Genomic DNA, 20,921 nt, shown 5'->3' with positions numbered 1-20,921 from the left:
TGTACGAAACAGCCCGGCCTTGAGGGCCGGGCTGCGTGAGGAATCAAGTTCTTGATTGAGCAATCAGTTTGTGCTGATCACTCTTTGCAGAAGGTGTTGTCACCTTCGTCAATGTAATCACCCTTGATGTCCTTGGCGTCATTGCCACAAGAAGTGGTTTTCTTGATCTCAACGGTAGGGGAGTCAACCAACTTAAGGCCGTGGTCTTGATTGTCTTCAATCGTGCACTTGCCGATTATGCCAGCACAGCTAGTGAGGCTGATACCACCGATCGATTCTCCAGTCTTGTTTTTCAAGACTTCGAGGTTCTTCAAGTTTATGGTTGTAGTAATCATGTAAATAGCACCGCCAATGTTCTCAGAGCCCTCGACAAAATTCGTCGCTTTGTTCTTTTCTAGAAGTCCGTCATCAAAGATAACATCAGAGAGTTGTGTGAAAAGGCCTCCGCCCTGAATGGCCTTGTTTTTAGAAAATCTTACGTTAGTAAATTCTACTGTTGACCACCAGGAATAGGCGCCACCACCCCAGCCGTCGCCGGCGTTATTTTTTGCAAACGTAACATCTTCGAGTGAAGCTGTTGCTTCCTCGACATTGAGAGCACCAGCACCATTAAGTGATTTATTCTTTTCAAAGTCGCACGACACTAAGGAAGATTCACTCGAATAGACGTCAATAGCGCCAGCATAGTAACTTTGATTATTTTTAAAAGAGCAGTTGTAGAATCGGCTATAAGAATGTTCGACCTGGACGGCGCCACCATACGAGTCGTGTGCAGTCGTCGAGTTTTTCTTAAAGCTGCAATTTTCAGTGATTACTGATGTTTTAGAGCTAGAAATTAATATCGCGCCTCCATTGTTTTCAGCGGTGTTCTTATTGAATAGTGAGTCAGATATACTGGCGTCGTGATTTGGTTCTTCGGTGCTGTAGTAGATCGCTCCACCAGAATTAGTGGTAGCTTTATTGTCTTTGAAGCGGCACCGGAAGACATCAAAAGACGTATCTTTTAGATGCAGGGCCCCGCCAGTGTTGATGGCCTCATTAGAGACGAAAACACAGAAACTGATCGCCACATATCCTTGCTCATTGGCATCTTTTGCATAGATTGCGCCACCTCGAGAGGCATGATTGCTCTCGAAGCGTGTGGACTGGACCCATAACTGATCAAAGTCAGTAGCGTAAATAGCACCACCGTTATCAGCAAATCGTCCATTGTCAGCAAAGATACAGTTGGTAATTGTTAGCTCGCCAGCAAATTGTCTGACAGCGTTCTGAGCGCCAGCATCGCTTTGGCGAATTGTAAATCCCTCTAAGCTGACATCTGGACCGATACCAGAGACAATGAGGGAAAATATTTTATCAACCTCGATGAACGTCGTCTGTGGGCCATCGGTTGAGACAATGTGAAGTTGTTTGGATTCGATCAACACATCCCCATCTACGTGGTCAACTACGTATGTGCATGGAAGCACGTTGATGGTGTCACCAGATTCGGCCGCATCAGCGGCCTCTTGAAGTGTTTCGTAGTCGCCACTACCCATACAATCCACGACGATCGTGTCTGCCATGGCTGTGGTCGCGATACCCAAGCTTGCCGATGCCGCTAGTGAGATCGCAATGCTCTTGATGTATTTGTCGGTCTTCATTCGGTTGCTCCCATTCTGTGAGTTTGTCGGCAGGTTTGCTGCCGAAAGAAACCCTTGCTCTATGGGGTACCGCGTAAGAGGGGCCTGGATGGGGCAACAGCCTGGGCTCCTAGAGAAAAAAGTCGTCTTTCTGCCTGAAAAAGCACACTATTGGCCTTGAGGGATGGGGAGCTGTCCGAACGCGGCGTGGTCAATGGTTTGCGTAGAACGACGAGCCCATAAAGGCCTCTTTATGCGGTCCGACCAAGGTACGTAGCGCATAGATCGAGGTGTTTGCAGCTATATATAAGGTATGCCAGTCTGGACCACCCCAATGAAGATTGGTGGCGTGTTCTGGTATGTGAAGCGTGCCAATGTGCTGGCCACCTTTATTGAATATCCAAAAGCCTTTCGGGCCACTGACCCAGATATTGCCGAACTCGTCACATTTCATGCCATCAGGGATGCCGCCTTCCATTTGGCCGTTACCGATGTGCTGCGCAAAGCGTTGGCGGTTGCTGAGACTTCCGTCACTACTGACCTCGTAGACATCAATAAGAGCTCTGGGGGAATCGGCGATGTACATCAATGATTCGTCAGGAGAGAAACAGAGGCCATTGGGTTGTTCGTAGGCGTCACGTTCGACGACCAGTTCGATCTCGCCGCCATGGGGTGACACTCGAAAGACGCCTTGAAAATCCAGCTCCTGCTCGCGTTCTTCACCAAAGACAGGCATTCGTCCATAGGACGGATCTGAAAAGTAGATCGATCCATCAGCTCGTATGCACACATCATTGGGACTATTGAGCTGCTTGCCTTCATAGTGAGAGGCAAGAACGCTACGAGTTCCGTCTGGAGACTCCATGACCAATGACGAAGTCAGATGTTCGCAAACGATCAGGTTTAGATCTGTGTCATAGGTCATGCCATTACATTTATTTGATGGTTGGCGTGTCGTAACCATTTGTCCATCAGGCGTGTACTTGCAACGCGCATTATTAGGAATATCAGAAAACAGAAGGCATTGTTGCTTCGGATGCCAAATAGGACCTTCTGTAAAAGCACAGTCAGTTGCAACCTTCTCAAGAGTGGCTTCTTGATCGACTAACTTCCAAACTTCATCGGTGTGCGACTCTATAACGACCATCGTGTTCGGCTTCCTTTTATTGGTTCCTGTGTGGGCTTGCACCAGTAGGAACAGATTTCAAGCTGAGGTTGAATGATAATCAAGAGCGAGTATCTGTTGAGAGCAGGTAAAAGATCTCTATGAAGCAATGCCTGCGATATCGACTATCGACGTTGAGCCAGCTTGGTTTCTGGCATTATCCAGAATCTGCCTTACCCGGTCTGGGCGCATGTAAGGCTCTTTTTGCAGCCTGAGAGGAGGCAAATGTGAGCGTCGTCTTGAGTATGGCTGGTATGGGTTTGTGATACTTGACGAAAGTGTTCGTGAATAATATCCTTGTCTCGGAATTGTGGAAGTTATTTCAACGATGAATTTCTAGCAAGTGAGGAGACGCACTGATGTCTGAACATATTGAACGGCCATTTTCAACGGTCAAAAACTTTGTTGCAGTTGCGACGATTTTGGCCAGTGGATTTGTGGCAACGACAGCTGTGGCTCAGTCACGTGGTGAACGTGCGCCTCAGCGAGCCGCCCAAGAAGCTCCACGGACCTTTACGGTTAGTGACATGGTGGCGCGACTCATGGGTGGATTTGAGTCTGGGAAGATCACCTCAACACAGTTAGGTCAATATCTTCTTGGTTCTCAGGACCGACTCAAAGACGAAAATTCTTTTGTCAAACTAAGAGAACAGCTTATTAGTGATCATCAAGCAGGCGAGATCAGCCGCGAAGACATTCGTCCTTTACTCGGTGAGTATATGGAAGATCTCAAGGAACAAATGCTTGAAGATATGACTGAAAGCATGAAGAAAGCAATTCAGAAGGGTGCCATGACCCAGGCGCAAGCCGATGAAGCCCTTGGTACCTACGAGACGCTTTCAGCATTTAAGAACGAGGGTCTCACCAGAGAGTCATTTGGTAAGTCTCAAGATGCAATGCAGAAGATGGTTGCCAGTGGCAAGCTCACACAGCAGCAAATGGACGATCGACTTGCAGTCATGAAAGAGATGATGAAGCCAAAGACTGGCGATGCTCGTGGTGAGATGCGTGAACAATACGCCAAAGCCAAAGCTGATCTGGATCAGATGGTCAAGGATGGCAAAATCACGCAGGCGCAAGCCGATGCGCGACTCAATCGGATGGTAGAGGGCATGAAGTCAAAGACTGGCGATGCTCGTGGTGCCATGCGTGAACGATACGCCAAAGCAAAAGCGGACATGGATCAGATGGTCAAAGATGGAAAAATCACGCAGGCGCAAGCCGATGCGCGACTCAATCAGATGGTAGAGCGCATGAAGCAAGCTGGTTCAAGGGACGACCAAGACAAGACCTCAGATGAATGCATGGAAATGCGCCGAGCACTTGGAGAAGCAGTGCGAAACGGCGAGATCACGCGTGAAGAGGCCGGCAAGAAGTGGAAAGAGTCCGACTGCGGCAGCTGATCAGTACCGTTTTATAAGAATCAAATCCAGAGGCCCTCATCAAAAGCGATGGGGGCCTCTGTTCTCTTTTGTACGATACGCTTGCTAAGGCGAGGCTCACTTAGTGTCATGCTACTCATTGAGGTGGTGATAGGCCGGTAGAGCCTTGTGTTCGTTATTTTGTATAGCAATAAGATCTACATCAGATGAATGATCAGACGCCTGCACCCAAAGGCAATCAGCCGAGCGATCCCGTTGAGCGTTTAGCGGATTTACGCCACGAGTTTGGTGAGCATGGTGGTGTCAATATGTCGATTGGTTTGACTGGTAGTCTTGAGCAGCGATGGGATTAGTTTGATCACTCATTGCAACGCTGTGGCCTGATCAGATAAGACACTGATCCCCAAAAACGCATCAAATTTGCAGATCATCTTAAAAAACTAAAAATATTTCAGGTAACTGGATCGCATATATTACAAGGCATTGACAAGACTGTAGCCTTCATGGCACCATAGTACATCTGCGACAGTAAGCGGGGGATTGACAAGGCGAGAAGAGGTTCTTGCAATCGATATATTGTTGAGCAAAATTGCATTCTCAAATAACAAGTATGAAGTGGGAGTATTTGAATGAGTTATAAAAAAATTCTGACAGTAACCGTTTTCTTTGCGATGGCGATCACATTTGGCGCATGGGTATCAGAGCCAGAGCAATTCGTTGATAGTGAACAAACGCATAGTATTCAACGCACCAGTACACAGGACGGGGCGAAAGAAGATGTTATTGAGCTTCAGTATCAAGAGCGGGGCATCATTATGGATCCCATTGTGGCCGCCTTTATCTCAAAAGCCGAACAGGGCCCACCGCTCCAAACACTGGCTCCTCACCAAGCTTGGGAGAACCTCAATAAGTTGCAATCGGGATATCAGATTCCTGATGACATTGAGGTTAAGGACATGGTGCTGAAGGTCGGCCCGACTGGGGAAACGGGTGTCAAGATCTATTCCAAGAAGGGCCTTAGGAAGCCGGCTCCAGGTCTGGTCTATATGCATGGTGGTGGGTTCGTCATGGGTAGCGCCATCACGCATGCCCGACTGATGTGTGATTTGGCAGCATGTTCTGGCATGGTGATTGTCTTTGTTGAATACACCAATGCTCCCGAAGGTAAGTATCCCACTGCCCACCATCAATGCTATGCAGTTCTCGAATATGTTGATGCTCATCCAGCTGAGTTCGGCATAGAGGCAAACAATGTCAGTATTGCAGGTGATAGTGTCGGTGGAGCAATGGCAGCAACATGCTCACTGAGGGCCAAAGAGCACAATGGTCCTGCAATCAAGGCGCAGCTTCTGTTCTATCCCGCCGTCAATCTAGACGCTGATGCGGTTGACTATGGTAAATTGGAAGATGGCCCTTGGTTGAGCAAAGCAAACTTGAAGTGGGCTTGGTCCGCATATTTCACAAGCAAAGATGATCTAAAGACACCGTACATTTCACCTGTCTATGCAACTGTGGATCAACTTGTTGGCCAGCCTCGCACGATGGTGATTACTGATGATTGTGGTCCACTTCATGCCTCTGGAGAAACGTATGCGAAGAATCTAATTTCTGCAGGTGTCGAAGTGACTGCGACAAGATACTTTGGCATCACGCACGATTTTATGATGCTTAATGCTCTGAAGGACACGCCTGCGGCGAAGGCAGCTCTTGCGGAAGCATGTAACTTCTTGCGATCCGTAGACTGATTCAAGAGCTAAAAAAACAGCGTTTATATTTGGGTTGAGAGGCAATCTGGCGAGAAAAAATGCAAAACCAAAGTAAGTATTTCTTTACTTCAGGGCTCATTAAAGAGTTGGAGAATAGTGAGGGCGGTTCAATACATATGCTGACATCCCATGAGCTGTCAGGGCTAAATGGAATGTCATTTTTAGAAGTAAAGCTCAAAAACAAAGGTGTACTCAATCCGCTTTGGCATTCAAATGCAGAGAAGATTGGTTATTGCACGCATGGAAAAATATTGGTTTCTATGCATGGCCCAGGTGGCAGTGAGCAGTTTTTAGTCAAAGCTGGTGAAATATTCTACATTCCCCAATGTCAGATTCATCACATTGAGAATGCATCAGAGAGTGAAGGTATCGTCAAGTTTGCTCTGAATAATCATGATCCAGAAAATATGCTCTTGTCGCTGGCAGTAGATGCAACGGCTGATGGTGTGATTCAATCGAATTTTTCAACAACTGCTGAATATGCCAGTTGCCTCAAGAAAAACGCTAGCCATGCGTTTATTGGGACACTTGGTAAGAAGAGCCCGGGGGCGCACTCCAGTGTGAATCGATATAAATTCGATATCGAACGAAGTGCCAAGGTTATCTCTGCAACCGGTGGCTACCTTCAAGTTGGCCTTAAGGTGAATCTCACAGAACTCAATGGAGTTGGTATTCTTGGTTTTGGACTGGAGCCTGGCGGTGCGGTCGAGCCTCATTGGCATCCGAACTCGAGTGAGATTGTCTATATTACCAAGGGGCGCATTCGAGGAATGGTCCTCTCTCCTGATAAGAATATAGAGACGCATGATGTTGGTGCAGGGGAAGGTTTCTTTGCGCCAGCCGGTCATTTTCACAGTATTGATAATATCGGTGATGGTCAGGTAGAGGGGATCGCGTTCTTTAATAACGCTGAGTCCTCATATGTAGGTCTTGGGGAAGCAATGGGTTCATTTTCAGATGAAGTACTTGCCTCTACGTTTGGGCTCAAGGCTGATCAACTAAAGGAACTCAATAAGCCAGGTGGTCCTCTGGTTATTATTCCCAGCTAAAAGAGAACGTGCTTGACTCTTGTTGATGATGAAGTGCGGCGTGCGAATCATATGAGTGTGAAATCGCTAATCTTATCTCATCACAAAGTCATGTCACGATACGGCGGTTATGTCGTATGTTGGTTTAGCATCTGTGTTAATGGCATCGCAGCTGCGCAGGTTGCTGAGCGTGAGATAAAGCTTCAGTATCGCGGTCTCCATGGCTACATAGGGTCGCATGCTGGTGCGACACCAAGCAGCTATCGCTACGGTGCAGGTTTTTATGCCTCAGTGTGGTCTCTTATTGAGCAGCCTATTGGTGGATTCCAGATTGGATTGCCTTCAACATGGCTCACGCCAGAAAATTCTGACAATACAACCGAGCCACTGTGTCCGGTTGGAACAATCGCTCGTGATAATTGGCCCGAACGTGGCCCCACGTATGGAAGCGTGTTTCAGACCATGGAAGGAGGCCTTGGCTATTGGGCGGGTAATCGTTTCCACTACGGGCCTCCCAAGTTCTCGATGAATGCAACGCCGAATTGCTATAACACCGAAGTTGCCTCGCCAGGTTGGCCATTCTTTCACAGTAGTCGGCCCCTTGCTGATGATATGCTCGGTATCGCGCAACTCAGTAATCGTCTTCTGATTCCACCAGATGGACTTACCTTCGAAGGTACGCCCATGGGACAGCAGCTTGGCTATGCCTATATGGCACTTCCATTAACCGAGCCGCGCGAAGACCCGCAGCCAACCGGTCCTCAGAGTTGGACACTCTTTCTTGATGCGGCGAACTTTAAGGGACCGCTGGCTTATTACCTGCCTGAGTGCTGGAGCCGCATTTCACGTGACTATGCATTTGATCACGGGCGCTGTCTTGACAGTCGTCCAGCAGCAGGCGGGATGGCTGGTTCGATGGAAATTAATACTGTTCCAGAATTTCTGGCTACCGATGATAAAGGTGTGGTTTATTCAAAGATTCCACAGCTCCAGTTTCCAGTCAATCAAGAGCGGCAAACGGTACTGGTTCGAGATGTCACGATGTACTCAAAAGTTGCACTCTATAACGATGTTCTTCAATGGCGGCTCGGCGGGCCTGCGCCGTCGGGGGTTTTCAATAGAGCGGGTGCTGCGCTGCCTGATATTGGTACGGGATCAGTGACGTACCGTCAGAATAAAAAGAAGATTGAAGGCATTAACAAACTTGCTACGCCTACGGTATTTGCTGGAAATGTCTTTGGTCTTCAATGGAGTCCGGATGCAGTCATTAAAAAGGGCGTCGCCAAGTTTCCAACATACTTCCAAGAGCGGGGAGAGATTCGGCAGGCGGTTACAGCAGCGGAAGTTCCAAAAGAGACGGAACTAATTGGCCAAATATTTCCTAATCCCCAAGTGAATCCTCCACCTTATTCCGCAGAGCCACTTCAAGGATCATGGGCATCGCCAGGCCCGAAGGCTGGACCCTTTGAGACAATCTTGGCGGATGGTTCGACCGTGCGATACTACTGGTACCGCTTCATTGACCAGCCAGTGTTTCAACAATTCGATTGGTCACAGGAAGAGCGCGACGCGTTACAAAGCATCATTGTGAAAATGCATACCTCTTGGGCGATTGATGGTACTTATCTTCCTGGTCCCAGTGCTGGTGAATTGGTCAGCTTTGATCCTCATCTCTTTGTCTTGCCTCCAGAAGGGCTATCGGTGGGGTATGTACCGATTGTGACTTGGCAGGGGATCAAGTCGCTAGAGAAAAAGCCATAAGAAAATGCGTTTTGGTCAGTGCCTTGTTATGGCTTGATCGCGTCTAAGGTCAGAAGTTGTTTTTGGATAGGTAATTCCATGAAGACTTCAAAAGCCTCATAAAACTCATCTTTGCTTTTCATTCCTACATACTGAGCAAGCGCCGCTTCCCAGCCAAGCTCTTTGACCAGTGGATAAAACTCGTTCTTAAGAGAAGAGGCGCTCTGGGTTGGAGACTGATGGATCATAAAAACAGTCGCCCAGCCACCAGAGTCATAGGCAAGTTCCATGTAGTACTGAGAAACCTCTTCTGGTGCAGTTTCAATTTCTTCCATGTCCGCGATTGTGAAACCAGCGTGCCGCATGCGTTGGGCACGTTCCATGATCCAGCCCATGACACGCTTCGGATCACGTCGCCCATCGATCTTTGGCAGCCATGCTTCTGTGAAGACCGCGCCGCCTTCAACCATCCATGTTGGCATGTGCCCAACAGACTGTTGGAAGACGTGTGTGTACTCGTGGATGCCCCGTAAAACTGGATCAGGGATGGCGTCTTCCTCATAAAACCATTCATGAACGTTTATAAATATCAGCTCAGCCATGCGTTGCTGTGTATCACGAACATCAGAGAGGTAGGCTTCTGGTTCGCCTTGTTCCATCACTTCGATGAAACGTTCGCGGGCATAAGGTAGGCATTCGCTCACTGTTCGCTCAGATGATGCAGTACGCCAAGTACAGTATTCGTCAATGAATTGTTGTTTGGCATCTTCGCTGATTGGACTACCATCTTCTTGGCCGACGACCCAAACGTGTGCTGGTCCATAGCTGCCCCAATAAGTGCGAGCGCGTTCGACCCCTTCCTGAATGTAGGTGAGCCAGATCGGATCGTATCCATCAATAACGTGATAGGTCGGACCAGATGATGTGGAAACGAGTGGTTCGACATCTGCCCATGGGGAAGTTGCAGCACCATCACTTGAAACATCTGTCTGAGGTGTTGTTGAGCGGCAGCTGCCTAAGCAAGCTGTCATAAGCAAACAAGAGAAAGACCGCATCATCTGATGAGAAAAAAAAGTAAGAAGCACTTATGGTGATCCTTTGAGATTAGTCAAGACCCAACATTGTTCATCTCAATGCGAGACAGCTGTCCCACAATAACACGATGCTGGGGGCATCACATCTACGCTCGGCCATTTGCAGGGAAAAAATCAAGGTTTCGCAACTAGACTTTTGCAGCTTCTTGATATTGTCTTAAATCAATAAAGCAGCCTGTGCCAACAAGCATTCTTATCTAAATTAAAAGGAAATGATATGCTAGTGCGTCTTCACGAACCTACAGGTTCAAAGTAGTTAATCCGAAAAAAATAATTGCATGTGCCAATGTCAGCAAAACACAGAGAAGCATCTTCATGAAAATAGTAAGAGCGTGTAGTTATTTATGTGTATTCGTATGGATCAGTCTTGGGTGTTCGGTGGCCCCATCTCAACAACCTATAAATCAAGTACATCAAAATACGAGAAAGCCCCAAGACCCTGTAGGGCCATTTTCTTATCAAATTAAGGAAGTCAGCTATCGCAATGAGAATGCTAGAGTGACTCTTGCTGGAACGTTAACTACTCCAGCCGGTGATGGATTATTCCCAGCAGTTCTATTGATCACTGGATCCGGGCCACAGAATCGTGATGAAGAGGTCTTTGGGCATAAACCTTTTTGGGTGATTGCCGATTATCTGACGCGTCAAGGTATTGCCGTGCTGCGTGTGGATGATCGAGGTGTTGGTGGCTCAACCCGTCGAGGCGCCCCATTGACAGCTACTTCTTTTGACTTTGCAGAGGATGTTGAGGCGGGTATCTCATTTCTTAGGACACAGCGTGAAATTGACCCGGCAAGTATTGGGCTTATTGGTCATAGTGAAGGTGGAATGATTGCGCCGATAGTTGCGGCACGCGATCCTCGAGTTGCATTCATCATTCTATTAGCTGGTCCCGGTGTTCCATGTGAACAGTTGTTGTTAAGACAAGATGAGCTGATGTTGCGAGCGAGTGGTGCGTCAGAGGAGGAAATAGCTCAAAGTAGAGTAGGTCAGAAAGCAATCTTTGAAATCGTACTGAATGAAGAACTGAAGCCAGAGAATGCAAATAATCAAATTCGCGAAATTATTGAGGCGATGCCTGAATTGAATCAAGATACAGATGCTTCTTTTCAGCGTGACAATCGCGAAAAGTTAATTGGCAAAATAAGCTCGCCCTGGTTCAAAACATTTCTTAGATATGATCCTCAACCAACACTAAGTCAAGTAACTTGCCCGGTGCTTGCCATTAATGGTGAGCTTGATCTTCAGGTATCCTGTGAAGAGAATTTAGAGGGCATTGCGACAGCGCTGAACCAGGGAGGTAATAGTGATACAACGATTCAGTCATTCCCTCAATTGAATCACCCATTGCAGCACTGCAAAACTGGTCAAATATCAGAGTATGCACAAATTGATGAGACAATCTCTGAAGAAGTGTTAGTACTGGTCGCGGCTTGGATTACAGAGCGGTTCATTGAAAAGTAAGTAAAGCTGTTCGGATGTCTTTGAGTTGCTGTTGAGAAGTCACTCAATCTGAGAAGTGATCTTCGCCACGTGCCTTTGCGAGCTCAATCTGTTTTTGCCGCTCTGCAAATCGATCTTTCTGTTCTTCTGTGGTCTGATCATGACAGTGTGGACAGCTGATGCCTTTGCGATATGACTCAGATTGCTTATCTGAAACACTAATGGGGCGACGGCATGCTTTGCAGAGTTCATATTGGCCGGCTTCAAGGCCATGTCCCACCGACACACGCTGATCAAAGACAAAGCATTGGCCTGACCAGAGGCCTTGATCTTCTGGAATCTGTTCAAGGTACTTAAGTATGCCGCCCTCAAGATGGTAGACCTCACGAACGCCTGCTTGCTTGAGAAGGGCGGTCGACTTTTCACAGCGAATGCCACCAGTGCAGAACATTGCAACCCGTGGCTGTTTGGATGTGTCAATATGATCATTTAGCCATTGAGGAAATTCCCCAAAGGATTGAATATCTGGGTTGATCGCGTTCTTGAATGAGCCAATTTCAACTTCATAGTCATTACGCGTATCAATGACGATGACATTCGGATCGCTAATCAGTTCATTCCAGTCTTCTGGTTTGACATAGGTTCCTGCGAGTCGGGTGGGATCAATGTCTGGAACACCCATGGTTATAATTTCTTTCTTGAGTCTGACGCGAATCTTACGAAATGGCTGCTCTTGCGCAGTTGATTCCTTCCAGGTCAATTCAGAAAAACGCGGGTCACGTTTCAAGAGTTCGAGCACATTCATCACGCCTGGGTGCGTCCCCGAAATCGTGGCGTTAATGCCCTCTGGAGCTAACAGAACAATCCCACGAACATCGTTTTGCTCACAGCACGCTTGTACATCATTCTGAATGAAAGCGAGATCATCGAGTTTGGTGAACAGATAGAAATTTGCAATAAAAATATCTTGCAAGAAGAGCTCCAACAGGAATGGTGTTCTGATTCAAGGCATTATAATAGTCAAAAATAGATGGTGCCTGCTGAATAAAAACGAATGGGCTGATGTCATTTAAGCGGTGGACTCATGCAAATGGTGTTGCGATGTACTTAAAAGAGTTGATTTTGATAATGGTCGTTTGTCTGTGTGTGAGTTGTCACTCCAATAGAAAGGCCGCAGTGACACCTGTATCAGACTCAAATGCCGAAGAATTCAAAGTGATAGGTTTTTTTGGAGGAGGTCAGTGGCGTTACGCACACATGACCCACTTTATTCCTGGTTTTCTTGGGTTTGATGGTGACGGCAACCTTGCCCATTGGGACCTACGTGACGTCGTATCTCAGGCACATGCCAATCAAGTCAAGGTGATTGTGAGCTTTGATGGCGAGCATTGGGAAGAAAACTTCTTGCCGATGAGTGACAACGCGGACGGATCTAGAGATCGCTTTATCTCCAATCTCACCCAATTTTTAGTCGAGCAAGATATCGATGGTGTTGATTTTGATTGGGAGATTGGTGGGGGATTCTCGCCTGAGTACCAGAAGCAATACAGTGATCTTGTTATTGCGACCAAAGAATCATTGCATCCCTTGAATAAAACGGTCAGCATTGATGTGTATTTTCGCGATGAGCTCAATACACAAGGTCTTGCAGCAGTCGATTGGATTCAATTGATGTCGTATCAAGATCTTGATGAGATGCACGCCATGATTGACTACTGGCGATCGAAAGGTGTTCCGCCAGAAAAAATGGTTGTTGGTATGGCGGTGGGTTGGGGTGATGCCAATGAGGGGTTCGATCATGATTTAGTGGCAAGCAAAACTGAGTATGCAATCAAAAAAGATTTTGCTGGCGTGATGCTTTTTCGAACAGATTTAGATACAACTTCGCGCGATTCAATGCTTCACGTTGTATCTGATGTCATCAAGCATACGGATGCTCAAGAAGTTGCCAATAACTGAACAGTTAGGTTCAGTTATTAGGGCTGCACTCATCTAAGATGCGATTGAAAGTGTTTCGTGGTTGTGCTGTCGTCATGCCACCAGAAACACGCTTGTCACCTTCCCAGATGTAGTAGTTCTTGCATTGGAAGCAGATCAGATAGTCGACATTAATGCCTTCCATTTCAACTGATATGGCATGACGAGGATTGAAGCAATCAACCGGCGTACCACTCCATTGGTCGATGCCATTATCAAGTGCTTTAAAGAGTGTTTCACGCGTCGTGAGCGATGTGATTGAACACTTTTTTAGAATGACCCAGCCATGGAGTAGTTCTGCGCCTTCTGGCGCCGGCTCGCCTGGGTAGCGATCCCCATCTAACTTGTAAAGTATGAAACTGCCTTTGAGTCTTGGGTCAGAGGTGTTTTTACCAGTGATGTTGTTGGACTTACTTGAGCAGCAAGTCAACATGAAACAAATTCCTAAAAAGAGGCAATAGCTAATTCTCATAGAAAAAGATCCTGTCTGATGTAAGAAATTATCTCTTGCGTAATTGAGCCAAGCAGAATGGGCGATCAGTCACTGGTCAGCATCTTCGATATCGCTTCAATCAGCCGCTCTAAATCAAATGGTTTATAGAGTAATATTGTGGTGTCGGAATCATCAATTTTGAAACTACTATTACCGGTGATAAAAATAACTGGAATCTCTTTCTTCCAATGGGCACGAAGATCGGCAGCCAGCTTGTCTCCTCGTCCACCGGGAAGATCGATATCCATGACCATGAGATCAGGCTGACATGCTGTGCCCGTCGCCAATACTTGCGCTGCATCTTCAGCGACCTCTACGTGATGTCCTGTGATAGCGATGGCACTTTTGAGCATAGGGCGCAGTAGGGGATGATCTTCTGCAAGAAGAATGTGAGATGGAGTAACACCGTCGCCAATGGCTGGTAAGGTTTCAATCTCCGGTTGGCCTGCGTGCCAAGGCAACTCAATTTTGAACGACGTTCCTTGATTAACTTCTGAATCAATTGAAACCGTACCATGGCAATTTTCAACGAATTTCTTTACCGTTGAAAGACCCAGGCCAGTTCCCTTCTGGCCCTTTGTCGTAAAGAATGGCTCAAAGATCATCGCTAATGATTCTTTCTCAATACCGCATCCGGAATCGATGATCTCAATGAAAATGCTCGGTTGGCCAGATGCAGGTGATAATGCATTGGATGCTTTTATCTCCAACGTGCCGCCTTGGCCCATGGCATCACGCGCATTGAGCATAAGATTTAAGATTGCTTGCTGTAGTTGTTCAGGGTTTAGGAAGACATTGTCCGTTTCATCGAGATCAATGTTGCGTCTTACTTGTATCGAATTCGGTATCGAGGGCTGTATAAGTTGAAGTGTCTCCGATAGTAATTTCTTGACCCCAGTAATCTGTTTATGGCTCTTGATTGGCCGGCCAAGTTGGAGCATATTCTGAGTCAAAGTGCGTGCTCGCAATACTGCAAGATCAATTGTTTGAAGCGAATCCAAAGTATCTTTGGGCAGTTCTTTATTCAATTGTTGGATTGATGTATAGCTTTTAATGATACTCAAGACGTTATTGATGTCATGGGCAAAGCCGCCGGCAATAAGCCCCAATGCTTCACGTTTTTGAGCGGAAAGAAGTGTCATCTCAAGATGTTTTTGAGCAGTGATGTCTACAACGCTACCGACTGCCCTTAGTGGTTTTCCATCATCATCGCGACGCACAATGATGCCACGTTCTCTGACCCAACGGGAATGCTTACTGTCTTGTTGTTGGAGGCGATATTCAAGTTCAAAAGTGGCTTGCACTTGGTTCCAGTGAAGTTCCCAGGCCCGATTTACACCATCTCGATCTTCGGGGTAGATATTTGAGCGTTTTGGTGGAATCGTGCTAGCGCCTTCACCGAGTAGTTGCCTTGTTTTTTCTCCGAAAAACGAATCAATGACAGCGCCATCTACATCAAACTGGTAATCCCAAACCCCCTCATGAGCAGCATCAAAAATGAATTGAAGTCTCTCTTGGCCTTCACGAATCAATTTCTCTGCTTCAAGTCGATCTGAGATATCACGAATAAAACCACTGAATCCAAGGCCTTGTTTCGTTCGGATTGGATTGATAGAGAGTTCGACGGGGAAGCGGCGGCCGTCTCGGTTAATGGCTTCAATTTCGATGCGCTGGCCAAGAACAGGGCCTTGGCCAGTTTTTAGATAATGGGCCATTCCTCGGTTATGTGCTTCGCGAAATTCAAGTGGTATGATCGTATCCGTCAGTGTCATGCCAATTGCTTCAGTGGCAGGCCAGCCAAACAGCTTTTCGGCGCCGCTATTCCACACCACAATTCGACTCTCAGCATCACAAGTAATCACAGCATCAAGAGCTGTATCCACCAATTGTTGGAGTTGTTGCTCGGCATCGGCAATTGGGAGGTCTGGGCCCCGAGCTTCAGGATTTGAATTGGTGGTGTCTGCCATCAGTCAGCCTATGGTAGTCGTTGAAGTCAATTGCTAAAAGAACCAGATATGTTTCAATCTGATTTTTTTCTTGAGTAGTCACATAAAGTCAATCTGCGAGCCAATTAGAGTCAGAAATAGGCCCAAATACGAGGGGTCAATTTTTGATACGCTAAAATTAGAAAGTCATTTTGGATTGCAATAAACCAAGGAATGTTATGTGCGTCAGACGTTATGAAGTTGTTATCGTAGGAGCGGGATTGGCTGGACTCACAGCGGGGCAGGATCTCAGCAGTGCTGGTCACGATGTCTTAATTCTTGAAAAGGCAAGAGGGCCAGGTGGGCGGACGTGCACACGACGTGGTCAGTCCAACATACGCTTAGATCACGGTTGCCAGTTCATATCATCAGCTTCGAAACAACCTATTTCTGATGTCTCAGATTGGATGAATTCGGATCTGATTGTTCCATGGCACGCCAAGCAGGCGCCAGGATCACCAACACCAGACTTTGCCGGCGATCATTGGGCAGTAGGAACACCTACGATGAGCGTAGTTGCCAAGAAACTTGCCCAAGGTCTCGATGTCTTGACACAATGGCATGTTGATTCCATCGACAGAACTGGAAAATGCTGGTGTCTGAAGGAGAAAGACGGCGTCAGAAGCTATGAGTCAGATCTTGTGATCTTGGCGACTCCAGCACCACAAGTATTGAGCTTGCTTGGTGAGCATGCATTTTCCCAACGTGATCAGCTTCACCACGCGAGCTATCACCCCGTGTGGTCCTTGCTGATCGAAGGACCAGATATACCTGAGGTGCCTTTTGAATTCTATGGTTCGCAGACAGAACCACTTCAGTGGTTGGTCGCTCAACATGCTCGCCCTCACCGCGATTCAGGCCGTGCATGGGTTGGCTTAGCTTCCTACGCTTGGAGTCTTGAGCATCTTGAAGAAGATCATCGCGTAGTAGCTGATGCACTGCTCGCATCGGCGAATCGTCTGGCCGGCGTCAATCTGTCAGCTACAGCTCAAGTTCATCGTTGGCGGTATGGAGTCGTTTCAGATCCAGTTGGTATACCCGTGTTGGCCGACACAGATCAGCGGATTGTTGCCTGTGGTGATTGGTGTCTCGGAAAGACAGTAGAGCATGCAGTTCAGAGTGGGCATGCGGCTTCTCAAGCGGCGATACAGATCCTTGCAAGTGATCATTCAAGTTAACCGCACGAGATAATCGTAGTGTGCCTAGGAGATCACCATCACGATTCACCGGCATTGTCATAACGATTTGGTACTCACTGAGCAACGCTGCCCAGAGTTACTGTATGCGGCCATCCCTGAGCAGGCTCGTCAAGAGGCGTTTCAAGAAATTACCAGGTGGCAGGGTTATCAAAGCACGGATCTGATTGAGCTGAGTGACTTTGCCGATGAACTTGGAATTGGTGCGTTGTACTACAAAGATGAGAGCAGACGATTTGAGTTGGCAAGTTTTAAAGCTCTTGGCGGGGCTTATGCAGTGCAGTTGGTCCTTCAAAAATGCATCAGCATGGAGCTTGGCCAAGATGTCACACTCAAGGAGATTGAGCAAGTTCGCTATCCCGAAATGGCTGGTCGCTTTACAGTCGTGACAGCAACTGATGGGAATCATGGTCGTTCGGTCGCATGGGGCGCCAAAAGATTTGGTTGCCAATGTGTGATCTACATGCACGATCAAGTGAGTCGCGGTCGGCAGAACGAAATTGAGTTACTTGGTGCCTGTGTGCATCGTGTAAAAGGGAACTACGATGATTCTGTTCATGCCGCAGCGGTCGACGCAAAGGCACAGAACTGGCTGATCGTTTCTGACACATCATGGCCAGAATATCTAGAGATTCCAAGAAGTGTCATGGCTGGCTATACCGTGATGACCCAAGAGGTCATGTCTCAGTGGCCACTTCAAGCACCACCGACACATGTGTTTATACAAGGAGGTTGCGGGGGACTTGCTGGTGCCGTGTGCCTGGACATGTGGTGCCATTATGGAGCTCATAAGCCGGCGTTCATTATTGTTGAACCTGAGCCTGCGGCATGTCTTTATGAGAGTGCCCATGCTCGTGGTTTGCGCTCGGTGAATATTAAGCGGGAGAGTGTGATGGCAGGCCTCTCCTGTGGCGAGGTCTCCTTGATTGCCTGGCCGATCCTGGAGTCAGCTGCCGATGAATTTCTTACAATCACAGATGATCCGGTTGCACCATTGATGCGCAGGCTTGCTCAGGATTATTCAATCGTTGCAGGAGAGTCAGCCGTTGCAGGTTTAGCGGGTTTGACAGAGGCCCGTTTAAATAAAGCCCTCTGGCAGCAACTCGCGTTGACGGAAGACAGTCGCGTGCTTGTGTTCGGTACGGAAGGCGCTACTGATCCTGAGATTTATCGAGAACTAATGCGGTTGAGTTGAGCCAAGCGGCCCGAAGTAAGAGTGCAAAGGGTAGCCACCATATGAGATCATTTGTGATAATGATGACGCCGAATGACCAAGTAATCGATCCACTCAATGCTGCTTGTAAGAAACCAATTGGCCCGAGTATTTTTCCAAGCAGTCCCACCATAATGATGGGCCAGTGGCGTAGTGGACGGCGAGCTGAGGCTAAATAGCCCAATCCATAAACACCAACGATCATTCCGATGCATTGCCAGAGAAATGGATAGCGGGGGACTTCCATGCCAACCAACTCAAAGGCGCAATGAGGCCATAAAACAACCCAAACACCAAACGCAATGTTATAGAGGCCAGCTAGGATGAGCACTGGAGTCATCCATGGTGCGACATACTTCTTATTCATTTGGATTGAGCCCGCGTCTGCCCCAAACCTCCATCAATGCCCAGTACCTGTCCAGTGACCCAGTCACTTTCACTCGACAGAAGCCATGCAATGGCAGCTGCAACATCAGCTGGTTGTCCAATACGTCCGAGCGGATGCATTTTTCTTGAGTGCTCGAGAGCACGTTCCGATCCAGTGATCTGGTTTGCTAATGGGGTATCAACAAGCCCCGGCGCAACAGCATTACATCGAAGGCCTCGGCTTGCATATGTTGCAGCCGCGCTTCTCGTGAGTCCCTCTACTCCAGCCTTGGCAGCGGCAATTGCTTCATGATTTGGCAATCCAGTGTGAGCCGCAACGGTTGAAGTCAGCACAATACTTCCACCGCCGCGCATGCATTTTCCTGCAGCATGGACACAAGCAAAAGCAGTCGTCAGATTTGTTTCAAGCGTGTGTGACCATTCCGCTGCGGAAGTCATGTGCGCTGGTTTGAGGAGAATAGATCCAGCTAGGCAAACCATTCCAGTAACGGGTTGACTTGCACCAATTGTCTGAACAATTGTGGTCAGTCCATCAATATCTCGCGCATCACCAACGATGCAGTTTGCATCAAGGTTCTCATGGTTATCACCATCACGACTGATGATGGTGACATTGTGTCCTGCGGTTCGGAGTCGAGGAACAAGCGCTCGACCAATACCGCCAGCTCCTCCAATGACAACGCTATGAAAACCCGACATGGTCAGCCTCACTTTCTGTGGTTTCAGTGTAGGCATCAAGAAGCCGCTGTCGCTGGCGATTTAAGTCAATTAAACCGCGGGTCGTTGGCGTGTAGCTGATCGGCAAAGAGGTCATCAGACGCCCCCCATCGTGCATAGGCATCCATTTTGCCAATACACCAGAGAGAACGATTTGAACGATATATTTACAAATAACCTATTGACTCATCTGTTACAGAGGGTATATTCCTAACTAATTGAACGATTTGAACGATTTATGCCCCTTAGAACTACTTGACTGAATGTGACGCCGTTAGGGCGTCTGTCCCCCTCAAACCCCCCAGATCCCGAACACAGGAGTTTTCCCCCATGCTATCCCTACGTACATGCTGTTGCGCCGTTGTTGCTGCCATCTCATTCATTGCTGTCCCGCAAGCCCAAGCATCTTCTGGTAATGGCACCATCACAGATATTGTCATCTCTAGAAGTGGTGGCGAATTCGATAACAAAAAGCGCGACTATGACATTCTGCTGACAGCCGTGGTAACCGCTGGGCTCGCTGAAGCACTTGCCGATCCAGACGTGACACTGACCCTCTTTGCTCCAAATGACAGGGCCTTTTTCCGTCTTGCTCGTGATCTTGGTTACGAAGGTGGTTATGACGAAGAGGCAATCTGGCTATTCCTTGTTGGCGCTCTTACAGAACTCGGTGGTGGCGATCCAATTCCAGTATTGACTGACATCCTTCTTTATCACGTCGTTGACGGCAATATCCGTCCAATCAATCTGATCTTTGCGACCTTTTTGCAGCAGCCTTTGACGACGCTTGCTGCTGGAGCCACCTTCCAACCCTTCTTCTTTACACTAATCGATAACGATCCAAATCTCCGAAACCCATCAGTGACTTGGCCATTCAACATTCGTGCCAGCAATGGTCGTGTTCACTCGATCAATCGCGTGCTCATCCCAGTTGACTTGCCGTAACTGTTGACGTTCGAATACTCTCTTCTACGCGGCCCTGGTCATTGATCAGGGTCGTGTTCTATTGTCCTAAGGCGATAGCGTGAATGGTGTTGATACGAAGGATGGTGTGTAGGCCATCGAGTTAATAGGTTGGATTACAAGCCATGCTAAGGTGAAGATTCGCTATCAGTTTCATGAAAGCAACTCTCAGCGAGCGCCGGGCATGGTTCAGGGGTGAGGTAAATCGATCATCGAAGATGGCTCGACCATTGCAGCTCAGATACAGGTGGGTTGGCGATGATCCACTTAGCCTGGTTAGGCTAGCGGCAGCTATCGGTAAAAGGGCGCAACCCAAAAGCGTAGAGGATATTGTTGATTCAATCCGTGACTAGGGAACTTTTTTACACGGGCTAAGAATATCGACAGTAACTCCTAGATTGGTTCGCATTACTGAATTCAGGTTTTGTTGACTTGCGAGGATGGGGCGTACGGTTAATCAGTACCTATCGGTAGGGTAGGTTGGGTCATATCAGATCTAGATGTTAAGACTCACTGCTTTGCTGAAGGGCTATGCTCTGTATTAGGCACGCAGCATTTTAAACGTATCTGATTTACGCCCAGAAGGCTTCAATATCTTTGGCTTCCGTATTGGCACGCTGCGCACCTGACGTCAGTGCCGAGGCGATGTTCTTAGGATCCATCAAGTTGATGTCGGGTGGGTTGGCGATGATCCACTTGGTCTTGGTGCCGGTGGCATGAAGGTCCTTGATGTTCTGACCAATGGGATGA

General features: G+C 47.7%; 18 protein-coding genes. 10 read left to right on the top strand and 8 right to left on the bottom strand.

The window, feature by feature from the left end:
- Window positions 1-77: 77 nt before the first annotated feature.
- The gene (locus tag P8J86_10020; GenBank protein MDG2055031.1) at window positions 78-1,643 is read right to left on the bottom strand and encodes a hypothetical protein; all 1,566 of its coding nucleotides are present in this window, start codon (window positions 1,641-1,643) and stop codon (window positions 78-80) included.
- A gap of 190 nt (window positions 1,644-1,833) precedes the next feature.
- Window positions 1,834-2,769: an SMP-30/gluconolactonase/LRE family protein gene (locus P8J86_10015; protein MDG2055030.1), complete on the bottom strand. Its 936-nt coding sequence runs from the start codon at window positions 2,767-2,769 to the stop codon at window positions 1,834-1,836.
- 377 nt (window positions 2,770-3,146) lie between these two features.
- Here P8J86_10015 and P8J86_10010 point away from each other — a divergent pair, with 377 nt between their 5' ends.
- The 5 genes from P8J86_10010 to P8J86_09990 all read left to right on the top strand — a co-directional run bounded on the left by P8J86_10010 (window position 3,147) and on the right by P8J86_09990 (window position 8,724).
- Window positions 3,147-4,190, top strand: coding sequence for a hypothetical protein (locus P8J86_10010; GenBank protein ID MDG2055029.1), 1,044 nt, complete (start codon window positions 3,147-3,149; stop codon window positions 4,188-4,190).
- Window positions 4,191-4,375: 185 nt separating this feature from the next.
- Window positions 4,376-4,522: a hypothetical protein gene (locus P8J86_10005; protein MDG2055028.1), complete on the top strand. Its 147-nt coding sequence runs from the start codon at window positions 4,376-4,378 to the stop codon at window positions 4,520-4,522.
- A 276-nt stretch (window positions 4,523-4,798) separates the two neighbouring features.
- The gene (locus tag P8J86_10000) at window positions 4,799-5,914 is read left to right on the top strand and encodes an alpha/beta hydrolase (protein MDG2055027.1); all 1,116 of its coding nucleotides are present in this window, start codon (window positions 4,799-4,801) and stop codon (window positions 5,912-5,914) included.
- 59 nt (window positions 5,915-5,973) lie between these two features.
- Window positions 5,974-6,984 carry a cupin domain-containing protein gene (locus P8J86_09995; GenBank protein ID MDG2055026.1) on the top strand — a complete coding sequence of 337 codons (1,011 nt, stop codon included), beginning with the start codon at window positions 5,974-5,976 and terminating at the stop codon, window positions 6,982-6,984.
- Window positions 6,985-6,996: 12 nt separating this feature from the next.
- Window positions 6,997-8,724, top strand: a complete 1,728-nt coding sequence (locus tag P8J86_09990; protein MDG2055025.1) for a hypothetical protein — start codon at window positions 6,997-6,999, stop codon at window positions 8,722-8,724.
- Between the two features lie 26 nt (window positions 8,725-8,750).
- Here P8J86_09990 and P8J86_09985 read toward each other — a convergent pair whose 3' ends face one another.
- Entirely contained in the window at window positions 8,751-9,734 is a 984-nt protein-coding gene (locus P8J86_09985; protein ID MDG2055024.1) for a hypothetical protein, read from the bottom strand.
- A 561-nt stretch (window positions 9,735-10,295) separates the two neighbouring features.
- Between P8J86_09985 and P8J86_09980 the strand changes: the two genes are divergently transcribed.
- On the top strand, window positions 10,296-11,261 hold the full coding sequence (locus tag P8J86_09980) for an alpha/beta fold hydrolase (protein ID MDG2055023.1): 966 nt from the start codon (window positions 10,296-10,298) through the stop codon (window positions 11,259-11,261).
- A gap of 43 nt (window positions 11,262-11,304) precedes the next feature.
- On the opposite strand, the gene P8J86_09975 is transcribed toward P8J86_09980, so the two are convergent.
- Complete coding sequence (locus P8J86_09975; GenBank protein MDG2055022.1) at window positions 11,305-12,213, bottom strand: rhodanese-related sulfurtransferase; 909 nt, start codon at window positions 12,211-12,213, stop codon at window positions 11,305-11,307.
- A gap of 89 nt (window positions 12,214-12,302) precedes the next feature.
- On the opposite strand from P8J86_09975, the gene P8J86_09970 reads away from it, so the two are divergent.
- A complete protein-coding gene (locus P8J86_09970; GenBank protein MDG2055021.1) occupies window positions 12,303-13,199 on the top strand; it encodes a glycoside hydrolase family 18 protein in 897 nt (298 codons plus the stop codon).
- Window positions 13,200-13,209: 10 nt separating this feature from the next.
- On the opposite strand, the gene P8J86_09965 is transcribed toward P8J86_09970, so the two are convergent.
- Window positions 13,210-13,650, bottom strand: a complete 441-nt coding sequence (locus P8J86_09965; GenBank protein ID MDG2055020.1) for a hypothetical protein — start codon at window positions 13,648-13,650, stop codon at window positions 13,210-13,212.
- Between the two features lie 104 nt (window positions 13,651-13,754).
- Window positions 13,755-15,677 (bottom strand): PAS domain S-box protein, encoded by a 1,923-nt coding sequence (locus P8J86_09960; GenBank protein MDG2055019.1) that lies wholly within the window; start codon window positions 15,675-15,677, stop codon window positions 13,755-13,757.
- A gap of 197 nt (window positions 15,678-15,874) precedes the next feature.
- Between P8J86_09960 and P8J86_09955 the strand changes: the two genes are divergently transcribed.
- Both P8J86_09955 and P8J86_09950 read left to right on the top strand, forming a co-directional pair.
- Window positions 15,875-16,873 (top strand): FAD-dependent oxidoreductase, encoded by a 999-nt coding sequence (locus tag P8J86_09955; protein ID MDG2055018.1) that lies wholly within the window; start codon window positions 15,875-15,877, stop codon window positions 16,871-16,873.
- A gap of 67 nt (window positions 16,874-16,940) precedes the next feature.
- Window positions 16,941-18,086, top strand: coding sequence for a diaminopropionate ammonia-lyase (locus P8J86_09950; GenBank protein ID MDG2055017.1), 1,146 nt, complete (start codon window positions 16,941-16,943; stop codon window positions 18,084-18,086).
- Here the strand turns inward: P8J86_09950 and P8J86_09945 are convergent.
- A complete protein-coding gene (locus P8J86_09945; protein ID MDG2055016.1) occupies window positions 18,043-18,471 on the bottom strand; it encodes an alkyl hydroperoxide reductase in 429 nt (142 codons plus the stop codon). The genes P8J86_09950 and P8J86_09945 overlap by 44 nt on opposite strands.
- Entirely contained in the window at window positions 18,468-19,190 is a 723-nt protein-coding gene (locus P8J86_09940) for an SDR family oxidoreductase (protein ID MDG2055015.1), read from the bottom strand. Before P8J86_09940 ends, P8J86_09945 begins: the two co-directional genes overlap by 4 nt.
- A gap of 348 nt (window positions 19,191-19,538) precedes the next feature.
- Between P8J86_09940 and P8J86_09935 the strand changes: the two genes are divergently transcribed.
- Entirely contained in the window at window positions 19,539-20,153 is a 615-nt protein-coding gene (locus tag P8J86_09935) for a fasciclin domain-containing protein (protein MDG2055014.1), read from the top strand.
- The last annotated feature ends 768 nt before the right edge of the window (window positions 20,154-20,921 follow it).

The sequence above is a fragment of the Phycisphaerales bacterium genome, assembly GCA_029268515.1.
Taxonomy (GTDB): domain Bacteria; phylum Planctomycetota; class Phycisphaerae; order Phycisphaerales; family SM1A02; genus JAQWNP01.
The sequence above is the reverse complement of the archived record's forward strand: the minus strand, read 5'-3'. Positions and strand labels throughout refer to the sequence as shown.